The sequence below is a fragment of the Nocardia grenadensis NBRC 108939 genome (genome assembly GCF_001613445.1).
Lineage (GTDB): Bacteria > Actinomycetota > Actinomycetes > Mycobacteriales > Mycobacteriaceae > Nocardia > Nocardia grenadensis.
Window position 1 is genome coordinate 223,095 of sequence record NZ_BDCJ01000003.1, and the last position, 15,636, is coordinate 238,730.

Below are 15,636 nucleotides of genomic sequence, written 5' to 3' on the forward strand. Positions count from 1 at the left end.
CGGCCGATCGACCCGCCCGCCGAAAATACGGGCGAGTAGCACCCGCACGCTGTGCACATAGTGGTCCCGCGGGTGCACACTACGCAGAACCGAGCCGAAAACGGCACAGCCGTGACCGTGCCCAACAGACGAAGGAGCCAGGGATAGTGTTCAGTCGTATCGCCATCGTGAACCGGGGAGAGGCGGCGATGCGCCTTGTCCACGCCGTCCGGGATCTGGCGGCCGAAACCGGGCAGCCGATCCAGACCATCGCGCTGCACACCGATGTCGACCGGAACGCGACCTTCGTCCGGGAAGCCGATATCGCCTACGACCTCGGTCCCGCCTCGGCCCGCCCCTACCTCGACCTCAAGGCCCTCGAGCGCGCGCTGGTGGCGACCGGCGCCGACGCCGCCTGGGTCGGCTGGGGGTTCGTCGCGGAAGATCCGGCGTTCGCCGAACTGTGTGAGCAGATCGGCGTCACCTTCATCGGCCCGAGCCCCGACGCCATGCGCAAACTCGGCGACAAGATCGGCGCGAAGCTGATCGCCGAAGAGGTCGGCGTGCCGGTGGCACCGTGGAGCCGCGGCGCGGTCGAGACGGTGGAAGCCGCCGCGGCGGCCGCGACCCAGATCGGCTACCCGCTGATGCTGAAGGCGACCGCGGGTGGCGGCGGCCGCGGTATCCGGGTGATCAACAACGAGTCGGAGCTCATCGACGCCTACGAGCGCACCAGTCAGGAGGCGGCCCGCGCCTTCGGCAGCGGCATCGTATTCCTGGAGCGGCTGGTCACCGGCGCCCGGCACGTCGAGGTCCAGGTGATCGCGGACGGCCAGGGCACCGCCTGGGCGCTCGGGGTGCGCGACTGCTCGGTGCAGCGGCGCAACCAGAAGGTCATCGAGGAATCGGCCTCGCCGGTGCTGCGGCCCGAGCAGGCGGCCGAACTCAAGGCGTCCGCCGAGCGGCTGGCGGTCGCGGTCGGTTACCGCGGCGCGGCGACCGTCGAATTCCTCTACCACCCGGGCGACGAGCTGTTCGCCTTCCTCGAGGTCAACACCCGTTTGCAGGTCGAGCACCCGATCACCGAGATCACCACCGGTTTCGACCTGGTCCGCGCCCAGCTGCACGTGGCCTCCGGTGGCCGGCTCGAGGGCGAACCGCCCGCCGAACGCGGGCATGCCATCGAGGCCCGGCTCAATGCCGAGGATCCCGACCGCGACTTCGCCCCGTCCCCCGGCCGGATCGCGCATCTGGACCTGCCGGCCGGCCCGGGTATCCGCGTGGATACCGGTGTCAGCGAAGGCGACACCATCCCCGCCGATTTCGATTCCATGATCGCCAAGATCATCGCCTACGGCCGTGATCGCGACGAGGCACTGGGCCGATTGCGCCGGGCTGTCATCGAGACCCGCGTGATCATCGAGGGCGGCGCGACCAACAAGAGTTTCGTGCTCGACCTGCTGGATCAGCCGGAGGTCATCGACGGCAGCGCGGACACCGGCTGGATCGACCGGGTACGCGGTGAGGGCCGGCTCGTCTCCCACCAGCACTCCGCCATCGCCTTGGCCGCCGCCGCCATCGACGCCTACGAGGAGGAGGAGCGGGTCGAACAGCACCGGCTCCTGTCCACCGCCTCCGGCGGCCGCCCCCAGGTGCAGCACGACAGCGGACGTCCGCTCGACCTGAAACTGCGCGGGGCGAGCTACCGGGTCCGGGTCGCCCGCATCGGCGCGCACCGGTTCCGGGTCGGCATCGAGGCGGGCACCGATATCCGCACCGCCGACGTCGATCTCGAACGTTTCGATCAGCACACCGGCCAGCTCGTGGTCAACGGCGTCCGCTACCGCCTGATCACCGGCACCCACGGGCCGGTGCACCTCGTCGACGTCGACGGTGTGACCCACCGGGTGAGCCGGGACGAGGGCGGTGTCGTCCGCTCTCCCGCGCCCGCGCTGGTCGTGGCCACCCCGCTGGAGGTCGGCGCCGAGGTCGAGGCCGGGGCACCGGTACTGGTACTGGAGAGCATGAAGATGGAAACGGTGCTGCGGGCGCCGTTCCGGGCTCGGCTCAAGGAATGCAATGTCTCGGTCGGCACCCAGGTGGAAACGGGCGCGCCGCTACTGCGGCTGGAGCCGCTCGCCGACGCGGCCGACGAGACCGAGGCCGACGCCGCGACCACCACGGTCGAACTGGATCTGCCCGCCGAAGGCGACCCGCAGCCGTACCAGCGGATCAGCCGCGGCCAGCAGGATCTGCGCAGCCTGCTGCTGGGCTTCGATGTCGACCCGCACGACGACCGCCGGGTGCTCGACGCGTACCTCACGGCCCGCCGGGCGGCCGTGGCGGACAATCGCCGGCCGCTGGCCGAGGAGCTCGAACTGGTGCAGGTCTTCGCGGACCTGGCCGAACTGAGCCACAATCGGTCCTCGGAGGACGATCCCACCCCGGGCCATGTCCACAGTGCCCGCGAGTACTTCCACACCTACCTGCAGAGCCTGGACGTCGAGCGGGCCGGACTCCCGGAGTCCTACCGCGCGAAGCTCGCCAAGGCACTCGGGCACTACGGTGTCACCGAGCTGGACCGCACGCCCGACCTCGAGGCCGCGGTGTTCCGGATCTTCCTGGCCCAGCAGCGGCCCACCGATACGGTCGAAGTCGTCTCGGCGCTGCTGCGCGAATGGCTGAACGAGCCGATGCCGGACCGGGTGTTGCGTGAGCCCGTCGGCCTGGCGCTGGAGCGACTCGTCGCCGCGACCCAGGTGCGGTTCCCGGTGATCGCGGACCTCACCCGCGGCCTGGTCTTCGCCTGGTACGGGCAGCCGGTGCTGCGCCGCAACCGGGCCCGCGTCTACACCGACGCGCGCAAGCATCTCAGCTACCTCGACGCGCATCCGGACGCGGCCGACCGGTCCACGCGGATCGCCGAGATGGTGAGCGCCACCGAACCGCTGGTCCGGCTGCTGGGCCAGCGGCTCTCGCGCGGCTCCGCGGACAACACGGTCATGCTCGAGGTGCTCACCCGCCGCTACTACGGCAACAAGGATCTCACCGACGTCCGCACCCGCGACGCCGGCGACTACACCTTCGTCGTCGCCGAACGCAAGGGTGTAAGCCTGGTATCGGCCGCGGTCAGCTTCGATTCCCTCCCCCGGGTGGTGGCCGGACTGGCCGAACTGTCGACCGGTTCCGCCTCCATCGAGGCCGATATCTACCTGTCCTGGGAGAACCAGCCCGAGGACTTCGATGCCATGGCGGCAGCGCTGCAGGAGGTGCTCAACACGCAGCCGGTGTCCAACCAGGTGCACCGGATCACCGCCACCGTCGCGGGTAGTGACAACGCGGTCATGCACTACCACTTCACGTTCCGCCCGTCGGCGACCGGACTCGACGAGGAACGTCTCATCCGGGGCCTGCATCCCTACATCGCGCAGCGGATGCAGATGAAGCGGCTGCACAAGTTCGACCTGACCCAGCTGCCGTCCTCGGACAACGAGGAGGTGTACCTGTTCCGGTGCGTCGCCAAGGAGAATCCGGCCGATGAGCGTCTCGTCGCGTTCGCCCAGGTCCGGGACCTGACCGCGCTACGTGACCACGACGGCCGGCTGGTCACCCTGCCGACGGCGGAGAGCACCATCGCCACCTGCCTGGACTCCATCCGCCGCGCGCAGGCGGGGCGGCCGTCGTCCAAACGCCTGCAGACCAACCGCATCGTGATGTACGTCTGGCCGCCGATCGATATCACCCGCGGCGAACTGGAGGCGATCGTCGAGCGGGTGCGCCCCACGACCACGGGCGCGGGCCTGGAGGAGATCCTGCTCATCGCTCGTCAGCGCGACGCCCGGACCGGTGACCTGGTGAAGCTGGCCCTGCGGATCTCCTTCGACGCCACCGGCGGCACCGAACTCACCGTCGGCGAGCGGTCCGACGATCCGGTCGAGCCGCTGGACGCCTACCGGCAGAAGGTGCTGCGGGCCAGCAGCCGCAACACGGTCTACCCCTACGAGCTCACCGGCCTGCTCGGTGACTTCACCGAGTACGACCTCGACGCCGACCACGCGCTGGTGCCGGTCGACCGGCCCAAGGGCCGCAATACCGCGGCGATGGTGGCGGGTGTGGTGACCACCGTGACCGAGCGGCACCCCGAGGGCGTCACCCGGGTGGTGCTGCTCGGCGATCCCACCAAATCGCTGGGCGCGCTGTCGGAGCCGGAATGCCGCCGGGTGATCGCCGCGCTGGATCTGGCCGAGAAGTTGCAGGTCCCGCTGGAGTGGTACGCGCTGTCCTCCGGCGCCCGGATCTCGATGACCTCGGGCACCGAGAACATGGACTGGGTGGCGGCGGCGCTCAAGCGCATCGTCGAGTTCACCCAGGACGGCGGCGAGATCAATATCGTGGTCGCGGGAATCAATGTCGGCGCCCAGCCGTACTGGAACGCCGAGGCCACCATGCTCATGCACACCAAGGGCATTCTGGTGATGACCCCGGATTCGGCCATGGTCCTCACCGGTAAGCAGGCCCTGGACTTCTCCGGCGGTGTGTCGGCCGAGGACAACTTCGGTATCGGCGGCTACGACCGGGTCATGGGCCCCAATGGGCAGGCCCAGTACTGGGCGCCGAACCTGCACGCCGCCCGGGCCGTGCTGATGTCGCACTACGATCACACCTATGTCGTCCCCGGTGAGAAGGGGCCGCGGCGGGTGCCGACCACCGACCCGGTGGATCGGGACATCTCCGGTTACCCGCATGTCATGGCGGACAGCAGTTTCACCACGGTCGGTGAGATCTTCTCGGCCACGGCCAACCCGGACCGCAAGAAGCCGTTCGATATCCGCACGGTCATGCGGGCGGTGGCCGACCAGGACCACGAGGTCCTGGAACGGTGGGCGGGTATGGCCGATGCCGAGACCTCGGTGGTCCAGGACGCGCATCTGGGCGGTATCCCGGTGTGCCTGCTGGGTATCGAGTCGCGGGGCGTCCCGCGGCGCGGTTTCCCGGCCACCGACGGCCCCGACACCTACACCGCGGGTACCCTGTTCCCACGGTCGTCGAAGAAGGCCGCGCGGGCGATCAACGCGGCCAGCGGCAACCGGCCGCTGGTGGTGCTGGCGAACCTGTCCGGTTTCGACGGTTCCCCGGAATCGATGCGCAAACTGCAGCTCGAGTACGGCGCCGAGATCGGCCGCGCGATCGTCAACTTCCAGGGCCCCATCGTGTTCACCGTGATCTCGCGGTACCACGGTGGCGCGTTCGTCGTGTTCTCCAAGACGCTGAACCCGAATATGACCGTGCTCGCACTGGAGGGTTCGTTCGCCTCGGTCCTCGGTGGCGCCCCCGCCGCCGCGGTCGTCTTCGCCGGCGAGGTGGACAAGCGCACCGCGGCGGATCCGCGGGTCCGGGATCTGGAGGCCCGCGCCGCGAACGCCTCCGGAACCGACCGCGCCACCCTCACCGCGGAACTCGACGAGCTCCGGTCCACGGTCCGCACCGAGAAACTCGGTGAGGTCGCCGCGGAGTTCGACCGCGTGCACGATATCCACCGCGCGGTAGAGGTCGGTTCGGTCGACGCCGTCATCCGGGCCGCCGAACTGCGTCCGCGCATCATCGAGGCCATCGAGGCACATCTGGCCGGCTGATTCCGGCCGGTCGTCCTGGACGGCATCCCATCGACCACCGGGTGTCCCGCCTTCGCAGCGGGGCACCCGGTGGTGCTTTCGCCGGGAGCGGTTCGCACCGCATCGTCATCGTCGGCACCGCTGGTTCGTTCACCGATCCCGATGGCTTCGTTTGGGAGTCCGCGGCCGGGTGAGACCGAACGGACCGGCTACGGCCGCGTACTTCACCGGCCGCCGCGCGGAAGGCTTCCCGGCGCCGCGGCATCCGGTGTCGCGGCCCTCGGCGCAGTGGCCTGCGGCTCGGTGCCGCGACCGGCCGCCTCAGCGGGCGAAGGTCGCGGTGTGGGCAGCGGCGACCAGCCGGACGAGATCGGTTCCCGCGTTGTCGTCGAGAACCGCGAACGCCGGGGCGATGAGGTCGTCGGTGATCGATTCCGCTCGCCGCCAGGCGGCCCGGGTCTCATCGGAGATCTCCTCGAACGGCTCGGGCCACCCGTACCAGCGCGCCTGTCCGGGGCCGTCGTTGAGCGGCGACCCGGAAATCAGCACGGCCTGCAGCGGAGTGATCCCGACGGCCCGCACCGCGAGAAGGTGCAGTCCGCCGCGCAGTTCGCGCAGCAGGTGGGCGAGCTGCATAACGCGGCCCGGCGCGTCGTCGGGCAGAGGTATGGCGCGCCACCCGGCGAACAATGCGAGCCCGGCCGGATCGGCCGCCGCGACAACGGCTTCCAGTAGTTCTGCCAGCCGCGGCGCCTCGTCGAAGGTAGCGAGTTTCCGGCGGCCGAAATCCTGGCAGGCGAGTGCGTACCGGTGGGCGGCCTTCGCGGCGGGCATCGGAACCGACTCCCATGCGGCGCGAATCGAGTGGGCCGGGAAGAATCCGAACGCCGCGGTCACCACGTCGGCGTCCACCTCACCGAGCACGCCCCCGCGGCCGCGCGTATAGGGACCGAAGAATTCGTCCACACCGGTTTCGGCGGCGTACTCCCGGGCCTCCCGGGAGAACATGAAACCGCCGCCGAGTTCCTGGATATGTGTATTCACCGTGGCGCCGACCGACATCTTCGTTCCTTCCGCTTCCCGGATATCCGCCTCACCGTATCCGCCTTTTACGCCGTACGGAAGCCGGGGACACCGCACTGTCCCGGCCAGGCCGCCGACCGGCGGAAACTCGGCGCGCTGCGGCGGGTGTGACCGTCCGGGTCCGGGGTATCCGCGCGCCGTGAACTCACCCATCGGAACAGCCGAGTCGTACTGGATGACTTCCACCGAGCCGACGTCGTATCCGCCGACGACCGGCGATATCGAGGCGGATGTGGCGGTGGTCGGCGCGGGCGTCGCGGGGATCTGCGCCGCCTGGGAGATCGCGGTCACCGGGCGCTCGGTCGTGGTGCTCGAGGCCGACCGAATAGTCAGCGGAACCACCGGTTACACCACGGCGAAGGTGAGCGCCCAGCACACGCTGGTCTACGGCATGCTGCGATCGTCGTTCGACGAGGAGACCGCCCGCCTGTACGCCCGTTCGCAGCAGGACGCGGTCGAGCATCTCGACCGCACGGCCACGGAACTGGGTATCGACTGCGAATTGGAACGGGCGCCCGCCTACACCTATGTCACCGAGGAGAAACGGATCGACCAGATCCGCGCCGAGGTCGATGCCGCGCGACATGCGGGACTGCCGGCCACCCTGGTCACCGAGACCGGTCTGCCTTTCCCGGTGGCGGCGGCGGTCCGCGTGGCGGACCAGATCCAGTTCCATCCGCGCCGCTATCTGCTCGGCCTGGCCCAGGCCCTGATCGCGCGGGGCGGTCGGATATTCGAACGCACACGGGTCGTCGGGCTGGACGAGGGCAGCCCCTGCCGGTTGACGACCGAGTCCGGCGCCGTGGTCCGCGCACGTGATGTCGTGGTCGCCACCCACTACCCGGTGTTCGATCGGGCGCTGCTGTTCACCCGGCTGCAGCCGCGGCGCGAGCTGGCCGTCGCGGGCGTGATCGCCGCCGAACACGACCCGCACGGTATGTACATCACGCCGGAGAACAACACCCGCTCGGTGCGGACCGCCCCGTACGGCACAAACCGGCGGCTGCTCATCATCACCGGAGAACACCTACGGCCGGGCACGACCTCGACCACGGATCGGTTCGATCTGCTGGCGCAGTGGGCGCGCGACCATTTCCCGGTGGATTCCCTCGCCTACCACTGGGGCGCCCAGGACAACACCACCTCAGACGGGGTGCCCTATATCGGCCGCTTCCATCCCGGTGCCCGGCATGTGTACGTATCCACCGGTTTCGGCGGCTGGGGAATGACCCACGGGATCATGGGCGGGCGGCTACTGGCCGCCGAACTCGCCGGCGAACCGATGCCCTGGGCGAAGATCTACGATCCGCGGCGCCTGCACCCGAAGGTCGAGGCCGGCAACCTGCTGAAGTCCGGGCTGGAGGTGGGCCGCCATCTCGTCGGCGACCGGCTGCGCCCACAGACCTTCGTCGACTCCGCCGCGGACCTCGCTCCGGGGACCGGAGCGGTGATGCGCAGGGCCGGCCGCCGGAGCGCCGTCTACCGCGACCACGCCGGGCGGCTGCACTCCGTCTCGGCGGTGTGCACCCATCTGGGTTGTCTCGTGGCGTTCAACGATGCCGAAACCAGTTGGGACTGCCCGTGCCACGGGTCGCGCTTCGATATCGACGGCAAGGTCCTGGAAGGTCCGGCGACCGCGCCGCTGGCGCCGCACGACCCGGGCGAGGACCGACCGGTTCGGGGGTGATCGCGGCACGGGTGCCGGAAGTCAGCCCGCCGAACGGACGGCGTCCGCCGCGTCGTCATCGATACCGATCCGTACCAGCGCCGCGGCGAATTCGGCGGCCCGATCGCGCGGGGCCAGGCGAGCGAGTTCTTCTCGATCGGTGGGCAGCCCGACCTTCGCGGCGCCGCGCACGGCGCGTTCGTCGAAATACGGGCGCGCCCAGGTCCACACATCCTGCACCTCGCGCAGGAAGATATCGCCGCCCGTGGGGCCGATCCCCTTGAACTGCCGGATCAGCTCCGCTGCCCGGCCGGTGTCGTGATCGGCTTCGTCCGCGAGCTTGCGCAGGTCACCGTCGTATTTCTCGACGGCAGTCGTGGCGGCGGCACCCAACTGGGAGGCGGTGCTCTCGTCATAGCGGCGATAGTGTCCGCGCCCGAGCGCGTCGACCAGATCCTGCCAGTCCGCGTCCGCCACCTTTCGGGCGGTTCGGTAGCCGCTGTTCATCAGCTCCGCCGTCGCGGAGATCGCGATATCGGCCGAGATGCGGGCACTGAGCAGATCGGTCAGCATGAGCAGCTGGAAAAGCGGGGCCGGTTTGTCGTCCAGCTTGATCCCGGCTTCGGCGGCGTAGGTGGTCCCCGCTCGGTCGAGCAGGGCGCGCGCAACGTCTCGGTGGCTCATCACTCCTCCTCGTCGTCTCACCGCGCGACTACCCGCGCCCGGCACTCCCACACCTGCGTCGGTGCCCGCATCGAGGGGCGTGGCACGACACCGTCACACGGTTCTCGCGGAATCGACCGATCGGACGACGCGAACCGTCAGCCCTGCACACCCGCCAGATCGCTGCCGCCGGGTGAGGCGGTGACGGCATCCGCTTCGCTCACCAGCCACTGCCCGCATACGCAGCGCCAGTAGCGGACCGCGCCGTGCTCGGAGATCAGGGCGGGTTCGGGCCAGGCGCACGCGGAGCAGGTGATGGTCATGGCCCGAGTCTGCTGTAATGGTTCTATGCATTTCAACCCTTACGGAGGAGCAGCGGCCGACCTCGCTGCCCGGCTGGTGAACGCGCCGGCGGATCAGAATCTGGCCGCATTACTGGCCGAGGCCGGCTACAAACCGATCGGTACGATGAGTTCCCGTCAGGCGGCCGAATTGCGCCGCTGGATCCACCGGCTCGACGAGGTGTTCCGCGCGCCCGGGGTCGACCCGATCAACGCGCTGCTGGCCGAGACCACGAGCCGCCCCTATATCTCGACGCACGATGGACGTGCCCCGCATCTGCACTACGCCGCCGAGGACGCGCCGATCGAGGAACGCGTGAAGGCCTACACCGCCGCGGGGCTGGCCGAACTGTACTGCGCGGCACCCGGCCGGATCGGGCAGTGCCGGCGCGAGGACTGCCCGCGGGTGTTCGTCGACGTCTCCCGCAACGGACGGCGCCGCTTCTGCTCCGAACGGTGCGCCAACCGGGTCAATGTGGCCAGGCACCGGGCCAGGTCCGCCCGCCGGGTGGGATGACCCCACCGGGCCGGCACATACCGTGCGCGGCCCGGATGTCACGGCACTGGGACGGCCTCGAGCACGTTCTCCGGCGACAGCGTGGGTGTGCACGAGATCAACGCGAACCCGGCTCCGGCAAGCAGCGCACGATATTCGGATTCGGTGCGTTCCCGCCCGCCGGTGTGTACCAGCATCTCGAGATCGATGTAGTTGCCCGGATGCGGGTGATTCCGCTGCGGAAGCAGGAGTTCGATCACCAGCAGCCGGGCCGTCGGCGCCATCGCCGCGCGCACCGTCCGCAGGATCTGCCCCGCCTGTTCGGCGGGCCAATCGTGCAGGATGTGCTTGAGCACATAGGCATCGCCCCCCTCGGGGACGGCGTCGAAGAACGAGCCGCCGACCGTGGTACACCGGTCGGCGATCCCGGCCCGGGCCAGCAGTTCCGCCGTTTCGGTCGCCACCTCGGGCAGATCGAACAGCACGCCTGTGCAACCCGGCGCGCGGCGCAATATTTCCGAGAGCATGGCGCCGCGACCACCGCCGATATCGACGACCGTGCGATATCGGGTGAAGTCGTGCGCTGCCAGCACCGCGCGCTGCCCGAGGCTATCCATATCGGACATCGCGCGATCGAACATATCGCCGAGCGCACGATCGGCGCGGACGAGATCGAAGAAGCCGCGGGCGGGGACGGACGGGCGGCCGGAGCGCACCACGTCCACCAGACGATTCCAGTGGCCGCGGTGCGTCGGGCTACCGAAGAACAGCACCGCGTCCCGCAGCGAGACGGGCACATCGGTGCGCAACGCCTGGGCCATGGGGGTAAGCATGTAACGACCGTCGCGGCGCCGGGCGAAAATACCGTGCGCGGTCAGCAGGCGCAGCAACCGCCGCAAGGAATCGGGGTCCGCGCCGACCGTCCGGGCGAGGTCGGTGCCCGAGCGCGGGCCGGAGACGAGCGCACCCGCTATGTCCAGGGCGGCGGCCGCGTGGATCGCCTGGGACAGCCAGCCCGCGGTAACCATCTCCAGGAGGGCGAAATGCGGGGGAATCATCCGCCGGTGCATCCCGGCCAATCCGTCGCGGACCCGCTCCACCGCGCGAACCACCGACCGCGGCGGTGTCTTCGTTCGATCGGAGAGCATGGCGACTCCCTCTCGTGGTGGGTGTACCCGCTGAGACTACGACCTCACGCGGGCACCTCCGGACAGCGCGGCGGTCGTGTCGGACCGTCGCGGTCAGCCGGCCTCCGCGGACCGCGCCAGGTGCACCAAAATCATCCCGACCCCCGCGATCAGGAAATTCTGCGGCGCGGCCGACGAAGCGTTCACATCCTCGTTGGCCCACATCCGGAACCAGTCACCGCCGATGGTCAGGAAACCGCCCGCGACAGCAGGACGGCCAGCGTCCGGCCCAGGCTCGACAGTTTCGCGGCGGTGGCGGTCGCCCCCGGCCGCCCGCGCAGGGCACACGCCCACCCGGCGGCCGCCGCGAGCAGGACCCATACCCCGTACTGCCACAACGCGGCCAGTTTTCCCGGCCGGGAGGCTGCGCACCCCTCATCGGCGCGCAGCCCGGCCACTACACCGATTCCGGCACCGCACCCGATTCCCGCACCCGCTCGACCCGCCCGACCAGCAGGATGTAGGAGACGATACCCAGCAACGTCACCACGGTCATATAGACGAACGCGGGCGCGAAACTGGCATCGGTGACCAGGAATCCGATCACGATCGGGGTGGCGATACCGGAGAGGTTGCCGATGAAATTGAACATTCCTCCGGTCATTCCGATGAGCCGTTCCGGCGCCAGCGCCGAGACCAGTGACCAGGTGATGGAGGCCAACCCGTTGCCGAAGAAGGCGACCGACAGGAACACGATCACCAGCGCGGTGGAATCGGTGAAGTTCGCACCGATCAGGGTGGTGCTCAGCAGCAGACCCGCGATGATCGGTCCCTTGCGCGCGATACCGAGCGAAACTCCCCGCCGCAGCAGAAAATCGGAGAAAACCCCGGAGAACAGCACCCCGATCACCGCGGCGACGAACGGTAGCGAGGCCAGGAACCCGGACTTGATGTAGTCCATATCGCGGTATTTCACCAGATAGGTCGGGAACCAGGTGAGGAAGAACCACAGAGTGGAGGTGAGGCAGAATTGCCCGAGGTAGACGCCCCACAGTTTCCGCCGCCCCAGCACTGTGGCGATATCGGTCCAGGTGACCCGGGTGCGTTCCGGCCGCGCCGAGGTCAGGTCGACCAGGCCGCCGCCCTCGCGGATATGCGCGATCTCGGCCTCGTTGGCCCGGGAATCCCGCGGTTCGCGATAGACGAGATACCAGACCAGCGCCCACACCACACCGACCCCGCCGGTGAAGATGAAAACCCAGTGCCAGCTCAGCACCGACTGCAGCCACGACAGCACCGGGGTCAGCAATGCGAGGCCGATGAACTGACCCGAGGTGTAGAACCCGATGACGGAGGCGCGTTCACGCTCCGGGAACCAGGCGGTGGCCACGCGGTTGTTGATGGGATAGGCCGGTGCCTCGAAGACTCCCACCAGCAGCCGGAGTGCGATGAGCGCGACGAACCCGCCGATGATGCCCATGAACACGGTTGCCAGTGACCACAACAGCAGGCAGGCGGGATACAGCACGCGGGGCGGCACCCGGTCGACGAACCAGCCACCCGGGATCTGCAGCGCCGCATAGGTCCAGCCGAACGCCGACAGCAACAGGCCCTGTTGCGCCGAGGAGAGGTCCATTTCGTCGGCGATGGCGGGCACCGCGATCGACAGGTTCGCCCGGTCCATGTAGTTGATGACCACTGTCACGAACAGCATGACGGCGATCAGGATTCGCGCTTTACTGGCCTTGGCGCCGAGACCGCCGGATACCACGGACCGTTTATCGAGCATTGTCTTCATGGTCACCACTCCGCGAACGAACCGTCACTGTGACGCCAGATCGGGTTACGCCACCGGTGCCCGACAGCCGCCCGCTCCGCCACATATTCCTCATTGATCTCGATCCCGAGGCCGGGCCCCGACGGAATCCGGACCTGGCCTTCGGCGTAGGTGAACACCGCCGGATCGACCAGATAGTCGAGCAATTCGTTGGTGGTGTTGTAGTGAATACCCAGGCTCTGTTCCTGGATTGTCGCGTTGTAGCACCCCGCATCGATCTGCAGACAGGATGCGAGCGCGATCGGGCCGAGCGGGCAGTGCAGCGCCAGCGCCACATCGTAGGCCTCGGCCATCTGCGCGATCTTGCGGGCTTCGGTGATACCGCCGCAGTGGGACGGGTCGGGCTGGATGATATCCACCGCCCCCGAGGCGATGACCGATTTGAAATCCCATCGAGAGAACAACCGCTCCCCCAGCGCGATCGGAATCGGCGACTGCCGCAGCACATCCACCACGCTGTCGACGTGTTCGGACAGCACCGGCTCCTCCACGAACATCAACCGGTGCGGTTCCAGTTCGCGCAGCAGCGCTTTCATCATCGGCTTGTGCACCCGGCCATGGAAATCGACACCGATCCCGATATTCGGCCCGACCACGTCCCGGACAGCTGCCACATTCGCGACGCAGCGGTCGATCTTGTCCCAGCTATCGAGATACTGCACTTCCTCGGTGCCGTTCATCTTCACCGCGGCGAAACCGCGGTCGACCGCGTCCCGGGCCGCCTCCGCGGTCTCGCCCGGCCGGTCGCCGCCGATCCAGGAATAGACCTTGATACGGTCGCGGACCCGCCCGCCGAGCAGTTCGTGCACGGGAACACCCAGCGCTTTGCCCTTGATATCCCACAGGGCCTGATCGATACCGGCCAGTGCGCTCATATGGATACCGCCGCCGCGATAGAATCCGCCCCGGTACAGCACCGTCCACAGATCCTCGATCCGGCCCGCGTCCTGGCCGATCAGATAGTCCGACAGTTCCTCGACCGTCGCGGCGACCGAGGCCGCACGCCCCTCCAGTACGGGCTCGCCCCAGCCGACGGTGCCGTCATCGGTTTCGATACGCACGAACAGCCAGCGCGGCGGCACCGTGAACGTCTCGATGGACGCGATCTTCATTGATTTCCTCCTGTACAGCGGACAGCGCCGTCCGGTGACGAGCGGGTACTTACGGGGTCGACGCCCAGATCTTCGACAACCGGCGGGCCCGGGCACCTACGTCGCGGGCGGAGTCGCCGGGCCGGTACACCGCAGTGCCGATACCGGCCCCGCCGGCTCCGGCGGCGCGCCAGTCCGCGAGGTTGGTTTCATCCACCCCGCCGACCGGGATCAGCTCCACATCGGCCGGGAGGACGGCGCTCACCGCCCGCATACCGGAGATTCCCAGCATCTCGGACGGGAACAGTTTGAGATTGCGTGCCCCGGCACGCACGGCACCGAACGCCTCGGTGGGCGTCGCGACTCCCGGGTACGAGCGCATCCCGAGGGCGCGGGTGGCCGCGATCACCTCGACATCGGTATCGGGCGACACGATGATGTCGGCGCCGGCGGAGCAGGCCCGCTCTACTTCCTCCGGACGCAGGACGGTTCCGGCACCGATCGGGCAGACCGCGCCGAAACTCGTCGCCAGCAATTCGATGGACCGATACGGGTCCGGTGAGTTCAGCGGCACTTCGATGGCGTGGAAGCCCCCCTCCACCAGGGCTGCGCCCACCTCGACGATTTCGCCCGGGGTGATGCCCCGCAGAATGGCGATCAACCCGGATCGGGTGGTCTCCGATGCGCCCACCATGAATAACTCCTCGATAGTGTTCATTTCCTGCCGGCCGTTCCGCGCGCGTCCGCATCCGCCGGCACCAGCCCGGCCCCGACCGCGATAGACCACAGCCCCGCCGCGGCAGCATCCTCGTCGACCACCCGCGTACGCACCTCCCGGGCCCGCAGCGCGGTGGCGTACCTCCGGCACAGATCGCCGGTACCACACAGGATGATCTCGTCCCCGCCGCCGTACCGCGGTAGCAGATGCCGTACTTCGTCGGCGATGACCACGCCGGAGAGATAGTCCGCCAGCGCGGCCGGTTCGAGCAGGTCGTCGAGAACCAGCGCCCGCGCGCCGAACAGCGTGGCGGCGAGCCCGCGCTCTCGGGACGAGAACCCGGCCGTCAGGCCGCGTGCGAAAGCCGCGTCGTCGCGGCGTGGTGCGGCCCCGGTATGGCTCAGCAGGCCGTGCCGGGTGACCAGTCCGTACAACTCGCCGGTCATGGCCGTGGTGAAGGACAGTACCTTGCGGTCGGCGATCCGGATCCATTTGGTGTGGGTTCCCGGCAGCACCAGGACATGTTCGGTATCCGGCCGTTCGATCGCTTCGAGCACCCCGATGACCTGCGTTTCCTCGCCGCGTAGGACATCACCGGCGCTGTCGCGGTGGGGATCGGAAGGGACGCGTAGACCGGGCACCAGGTGCAGTTCGCCCGCGGCCACCGGTACCCGGACCAGCGCCGGACCACCGATGTCGAGCCGCGCCGGCACATCGAGATACCCGGCCTCGTACCAGCCCTGCGCGCTGCCCACCATGCCGCAGGCCAGCGCCGGAAGGCCCGGGTCGGCCCGGAGCCACTCCCCGCATACTTCCAGGAAGGCCGCTTCGTACACGCGGGCCCGCGCGGCCGGATCCGCGGTATCGATCCCCGCGGCCATATCGAGCAGACCACCGGCGAGGCGCCGGGTGTCCAGGATCAGGCCGTGGTCACCGAGCAACCAGCACCTCATCGACGTCGTACCCCAGTCGAGTCCGATGAGGCGCGGCGTCGAGAGCCCTGGTCGGTCCGGTGTCATGACG

The 15,636-nt window shown here is 68.9% G+C and carries 13 protein-coding genes; 3 read left to right on the forward strand and 10 right to left on the reverse strand.

The window, feature by feature from the left end; all coding sequences use genetic code 11:
* Nucleotides 1-146 precede the first annotated feature (146 nt).
* The gene (locus NGR01S_RS03225) at nucleotides 147-5,612 is read left to right on the forward strand and encodes an ATP-binding protein (protein WP_063034653.1); all 5,466 of its coding nucleotides are present in this window, start codon (nucleotides 147-149) and stop codon (nucleotides 5,610-5,612) included.
* A 300-nt stretch (nucleotides 5,613-5,912) separates the two neighbouring features.
* Here the strand turns inward: NGR01S_RS03225 and NGR01S_RS03230 are convergent, their stop codons facing one another.
* Entirely contained in the window at nucleotides 5,913-6,653 is a 741-nt protein-coding gene (locus NGR01S_RS03230) for an SCO6745 family protein (protein ID WP_063034945.1), read from the reverse strand.
* A 160-nt stretch (nucleotides 6,654-6,813) separates the two neighbouring features.
* Here NGR01S_RS03230 and NGR01S_RS03235 point away from each other — a divergent pair, with 160 nt between their 5' ends.
* Complete coding sequence (locus tag NGR01S_RS03235) at nucleotides 6,814-8,361, forward strand: FAD-dependent oxidoreductase (RefSeq protein WP_245664414.1); 1,548 nt, start codon at nucleotides 6,814-6,816, stop codon at nucleotides 8,359-8,361.
* A gap of 21 nt (nucleotides 8,362-8,382) precedes the next feature.
* On the opposite strand, the gene NGR01S_RS03240 is transcribed toward NGR01S_RS03235, so the two are convergent.
* The gene (locus tag NGR01S_RS03240; protein ID WP_063034655.1) at nucleotides 8,383-9,024 is read right to left on the reverse strand and encodes an HhH-GDP family DNA glycosylase; all 642 of its coding nucleotides are present in this window, start codon (nucleotides 9,022-9,024) and stop codon (nucleotides 8,383-8,385) included.
* A 137-nt stretch (nucleotides 9,025-9,161) separates the two neighbouring features.
* Nucleotides 9,162-9,326, reverse strand: a complete 165-nt coding sequence (locus NGR01S_RS31420; protein WP_169811855.1) for a hypothetical protein — start codon at nucleotides 9,324-9,326, stop codon at nucleotides 9,162-9,164.
* 25 nt (nucleotides 9,327-9,351) lie between these two features.
* On the opposite strand from NGR01S_RS31420, the gene NGR01S_RS03250 reads away from it, so the two are divergent.
* Entirely contained in the window at nucleotides 9,352-9,861 is a 510-nt protein-coding gene (locus tag NGR01S_RS03250; RefSeq protein ID WP_063034657.1) for a CGNR zinc finger domain-containing protein, read from the forward strand.
* A 38-nt stretch (nucleotides 9,862-9,899) separates the two neighbouring features.
* Here the strand turns inward: NGR01S_RS03250 and NGR01S_RS03255 are convergent, their stop codons facing one another.
* From NGR01S_RS03255 to NGR01S_RS03280, 7 genes are all read right to left on the reverse strand, one after another.
* The gene (locus NGR01S_RS03255) at nucleotides 9,900-10,988 is read right to left on the reverse strand and encodes a methyltransferase (RefSeq protein ID WP_063034658.1); all 1,089 of its coding nucleotides are present in this window, start codon (nucleotides 10,986-10,988) and stop codon (nucleotides 9,900-9,902) included.
* Between the two features lie 93 nt (nucleotides 10,989-11,081).
* Nucleotides 11,082-11,192, reverse strand: coding sequence for a hypothetical protein (locus tag NGR01S_RS33100; RefSeq protein ID WP_373861381.1), 111 nt, complete (start codon nucleotides 11,190-11,192; stop codon nucleotides 11,082-11,084).
* 23 nt (nucleotides 11,193-11,215) lie between these two features.
* Nucleotides 11,216-11,425: a hypothetical protein gene (locus NGR01S_RS32250; RefSeq protein WP_063034659.1), complete on the reverse strand. Its 210-nt coding sequence runs from the start codon at nucleotides 11,423-11,425 to the stop codon at nucleotides 11,216-11,218.
* Nucleotides 11,425-12,765, reverse strand: a complete 1,341-nt coding sequence (locus tag NGR01S_RS03265) for an MFS transporter (protein ID WP_245664436.1) — start codon at nucleotides 12,763-12,765, stop codon at nucleotides 11,425-11,427. The genes NGR01S_RS32250 and NGR01S_RS03265 overlap by 1 nt, the downstream gene beginning before the upstream one ends.
* A gap of 2 nt (nucleotides 12,766-12,767) precedes the next feature.
* Nucleotides 12,768-13,916: a galactonate dehydratase gene (gene dgoD, locus NGR01S_RS03270; protein WP_063034660.1), complete on the reverse strand. Its 1,149-nt coding sequence runs from the start codon at nucleotides 13,914-13,916 to the stop codon at nucleotides 12,768-12,770.
* A 49-nt stretch (nucleotides 13,917-13,965) separates the two neighbouring features.
* Nucleotides 13,966-14,589: a 2-dehydro-3-deoxy-6-phosphogalactonate aldolase gene (locus NGR01S_RS03275; RefSeq protein ID WP_063034947.1), complete on the reverse strand. Its 624-nt coding sequence runs from the start codon at nucleotides 14,587-14,589 to the stop codon at nucleotides 13,966-13,968.
* A gap of 20 nt (nucleotides 14,590-14,609) precedes the next feature.
* Nucleotides 14,610-15,632 (reverse strand): 2-dehydro-3-deoxygalactonokinase, encoded by a 1,023-nt coding sequence (locus tag NGR01S_RS03280; protein ID WP_063034948.1) that lies wholly within the window; start codon nucleotides 15,630-15,632, stop codon nucleotides 14,610-14,612.
* Between the last annotated feature and the right edge of the window lie 4 nt (nucleotides 15,633-15,636).

Coding starts and splice junctions, on each gene's coding strand:
- NGR01S_RS03240 (WP_063034655.1), bottom strand. CDS start 9,024: ATGAGCCACCGAGACGTTGCGCGCGCCCTGCTCGACCGAGCGGGGACC.
- NGR01S_RS03265 (WP_245664436.1), bottom strand. CDS start 12,765: ATGAAGACAATGCTCGATAAACGGTCCGTGGTATCCGGCGGTCTCGGC.
- NGR01S_RS33100 (WP_373861381.1), bottom strand. CDS start 11,192: ATGTGGGCCAACGAGGATGTGAACGCTTCGTCGGCCGCGCCGCAGAAT.
- NGR01S_RS03230 (WP_063034945.1), bottom strand. CDS start 6,653: ATGTCGGTCGGCGCCACGGTGAATACACATATCCAGGAACTCGGCGGC.
- dgoD (WP_063034660.1), bottom strand. CDS start 13,916: ATGAAGATCGCGTCCATCGAGACGTTCACGGTGCCGCCGCGCTGGCTG.
- NGR01S_RS03255 (WP_063034658.1), bottom strand. CDS start 10,988: ATGCTCTCCGATCGAACGAAGACACCGCCGCGGTCGGTGGTTCGCGCG.
- NGR01S_RS31420 (WP_169811855.1), bottom strand. CDS start 9,326: ATGACCATCACCTGCTCCGCGTGCGCCTGGCCCGAACCCGCCCTGATC.
- NGR01S_RS03275 (WP_063034947.1), bottom strand. CDS start 14,589: ATGGTGGGCGCATCGGAGACCACCCGATCCGGGTTGATCGCCATTCTG.
- NGR01S_RS03280 (WP_063034948.1), bottom strand. CDS start 15,632: ATGACACCGGACCGACCAGGGCTCTCGACGCCGCGCCTCATCGGACTC.
- NGR01S_RS03250 (WP_063034657.1), top strand. CDS start 9,352: ATGCATTTCAACCCTTACGGAGGAGCAGCGGCCGACCTCGCTGCCCGG.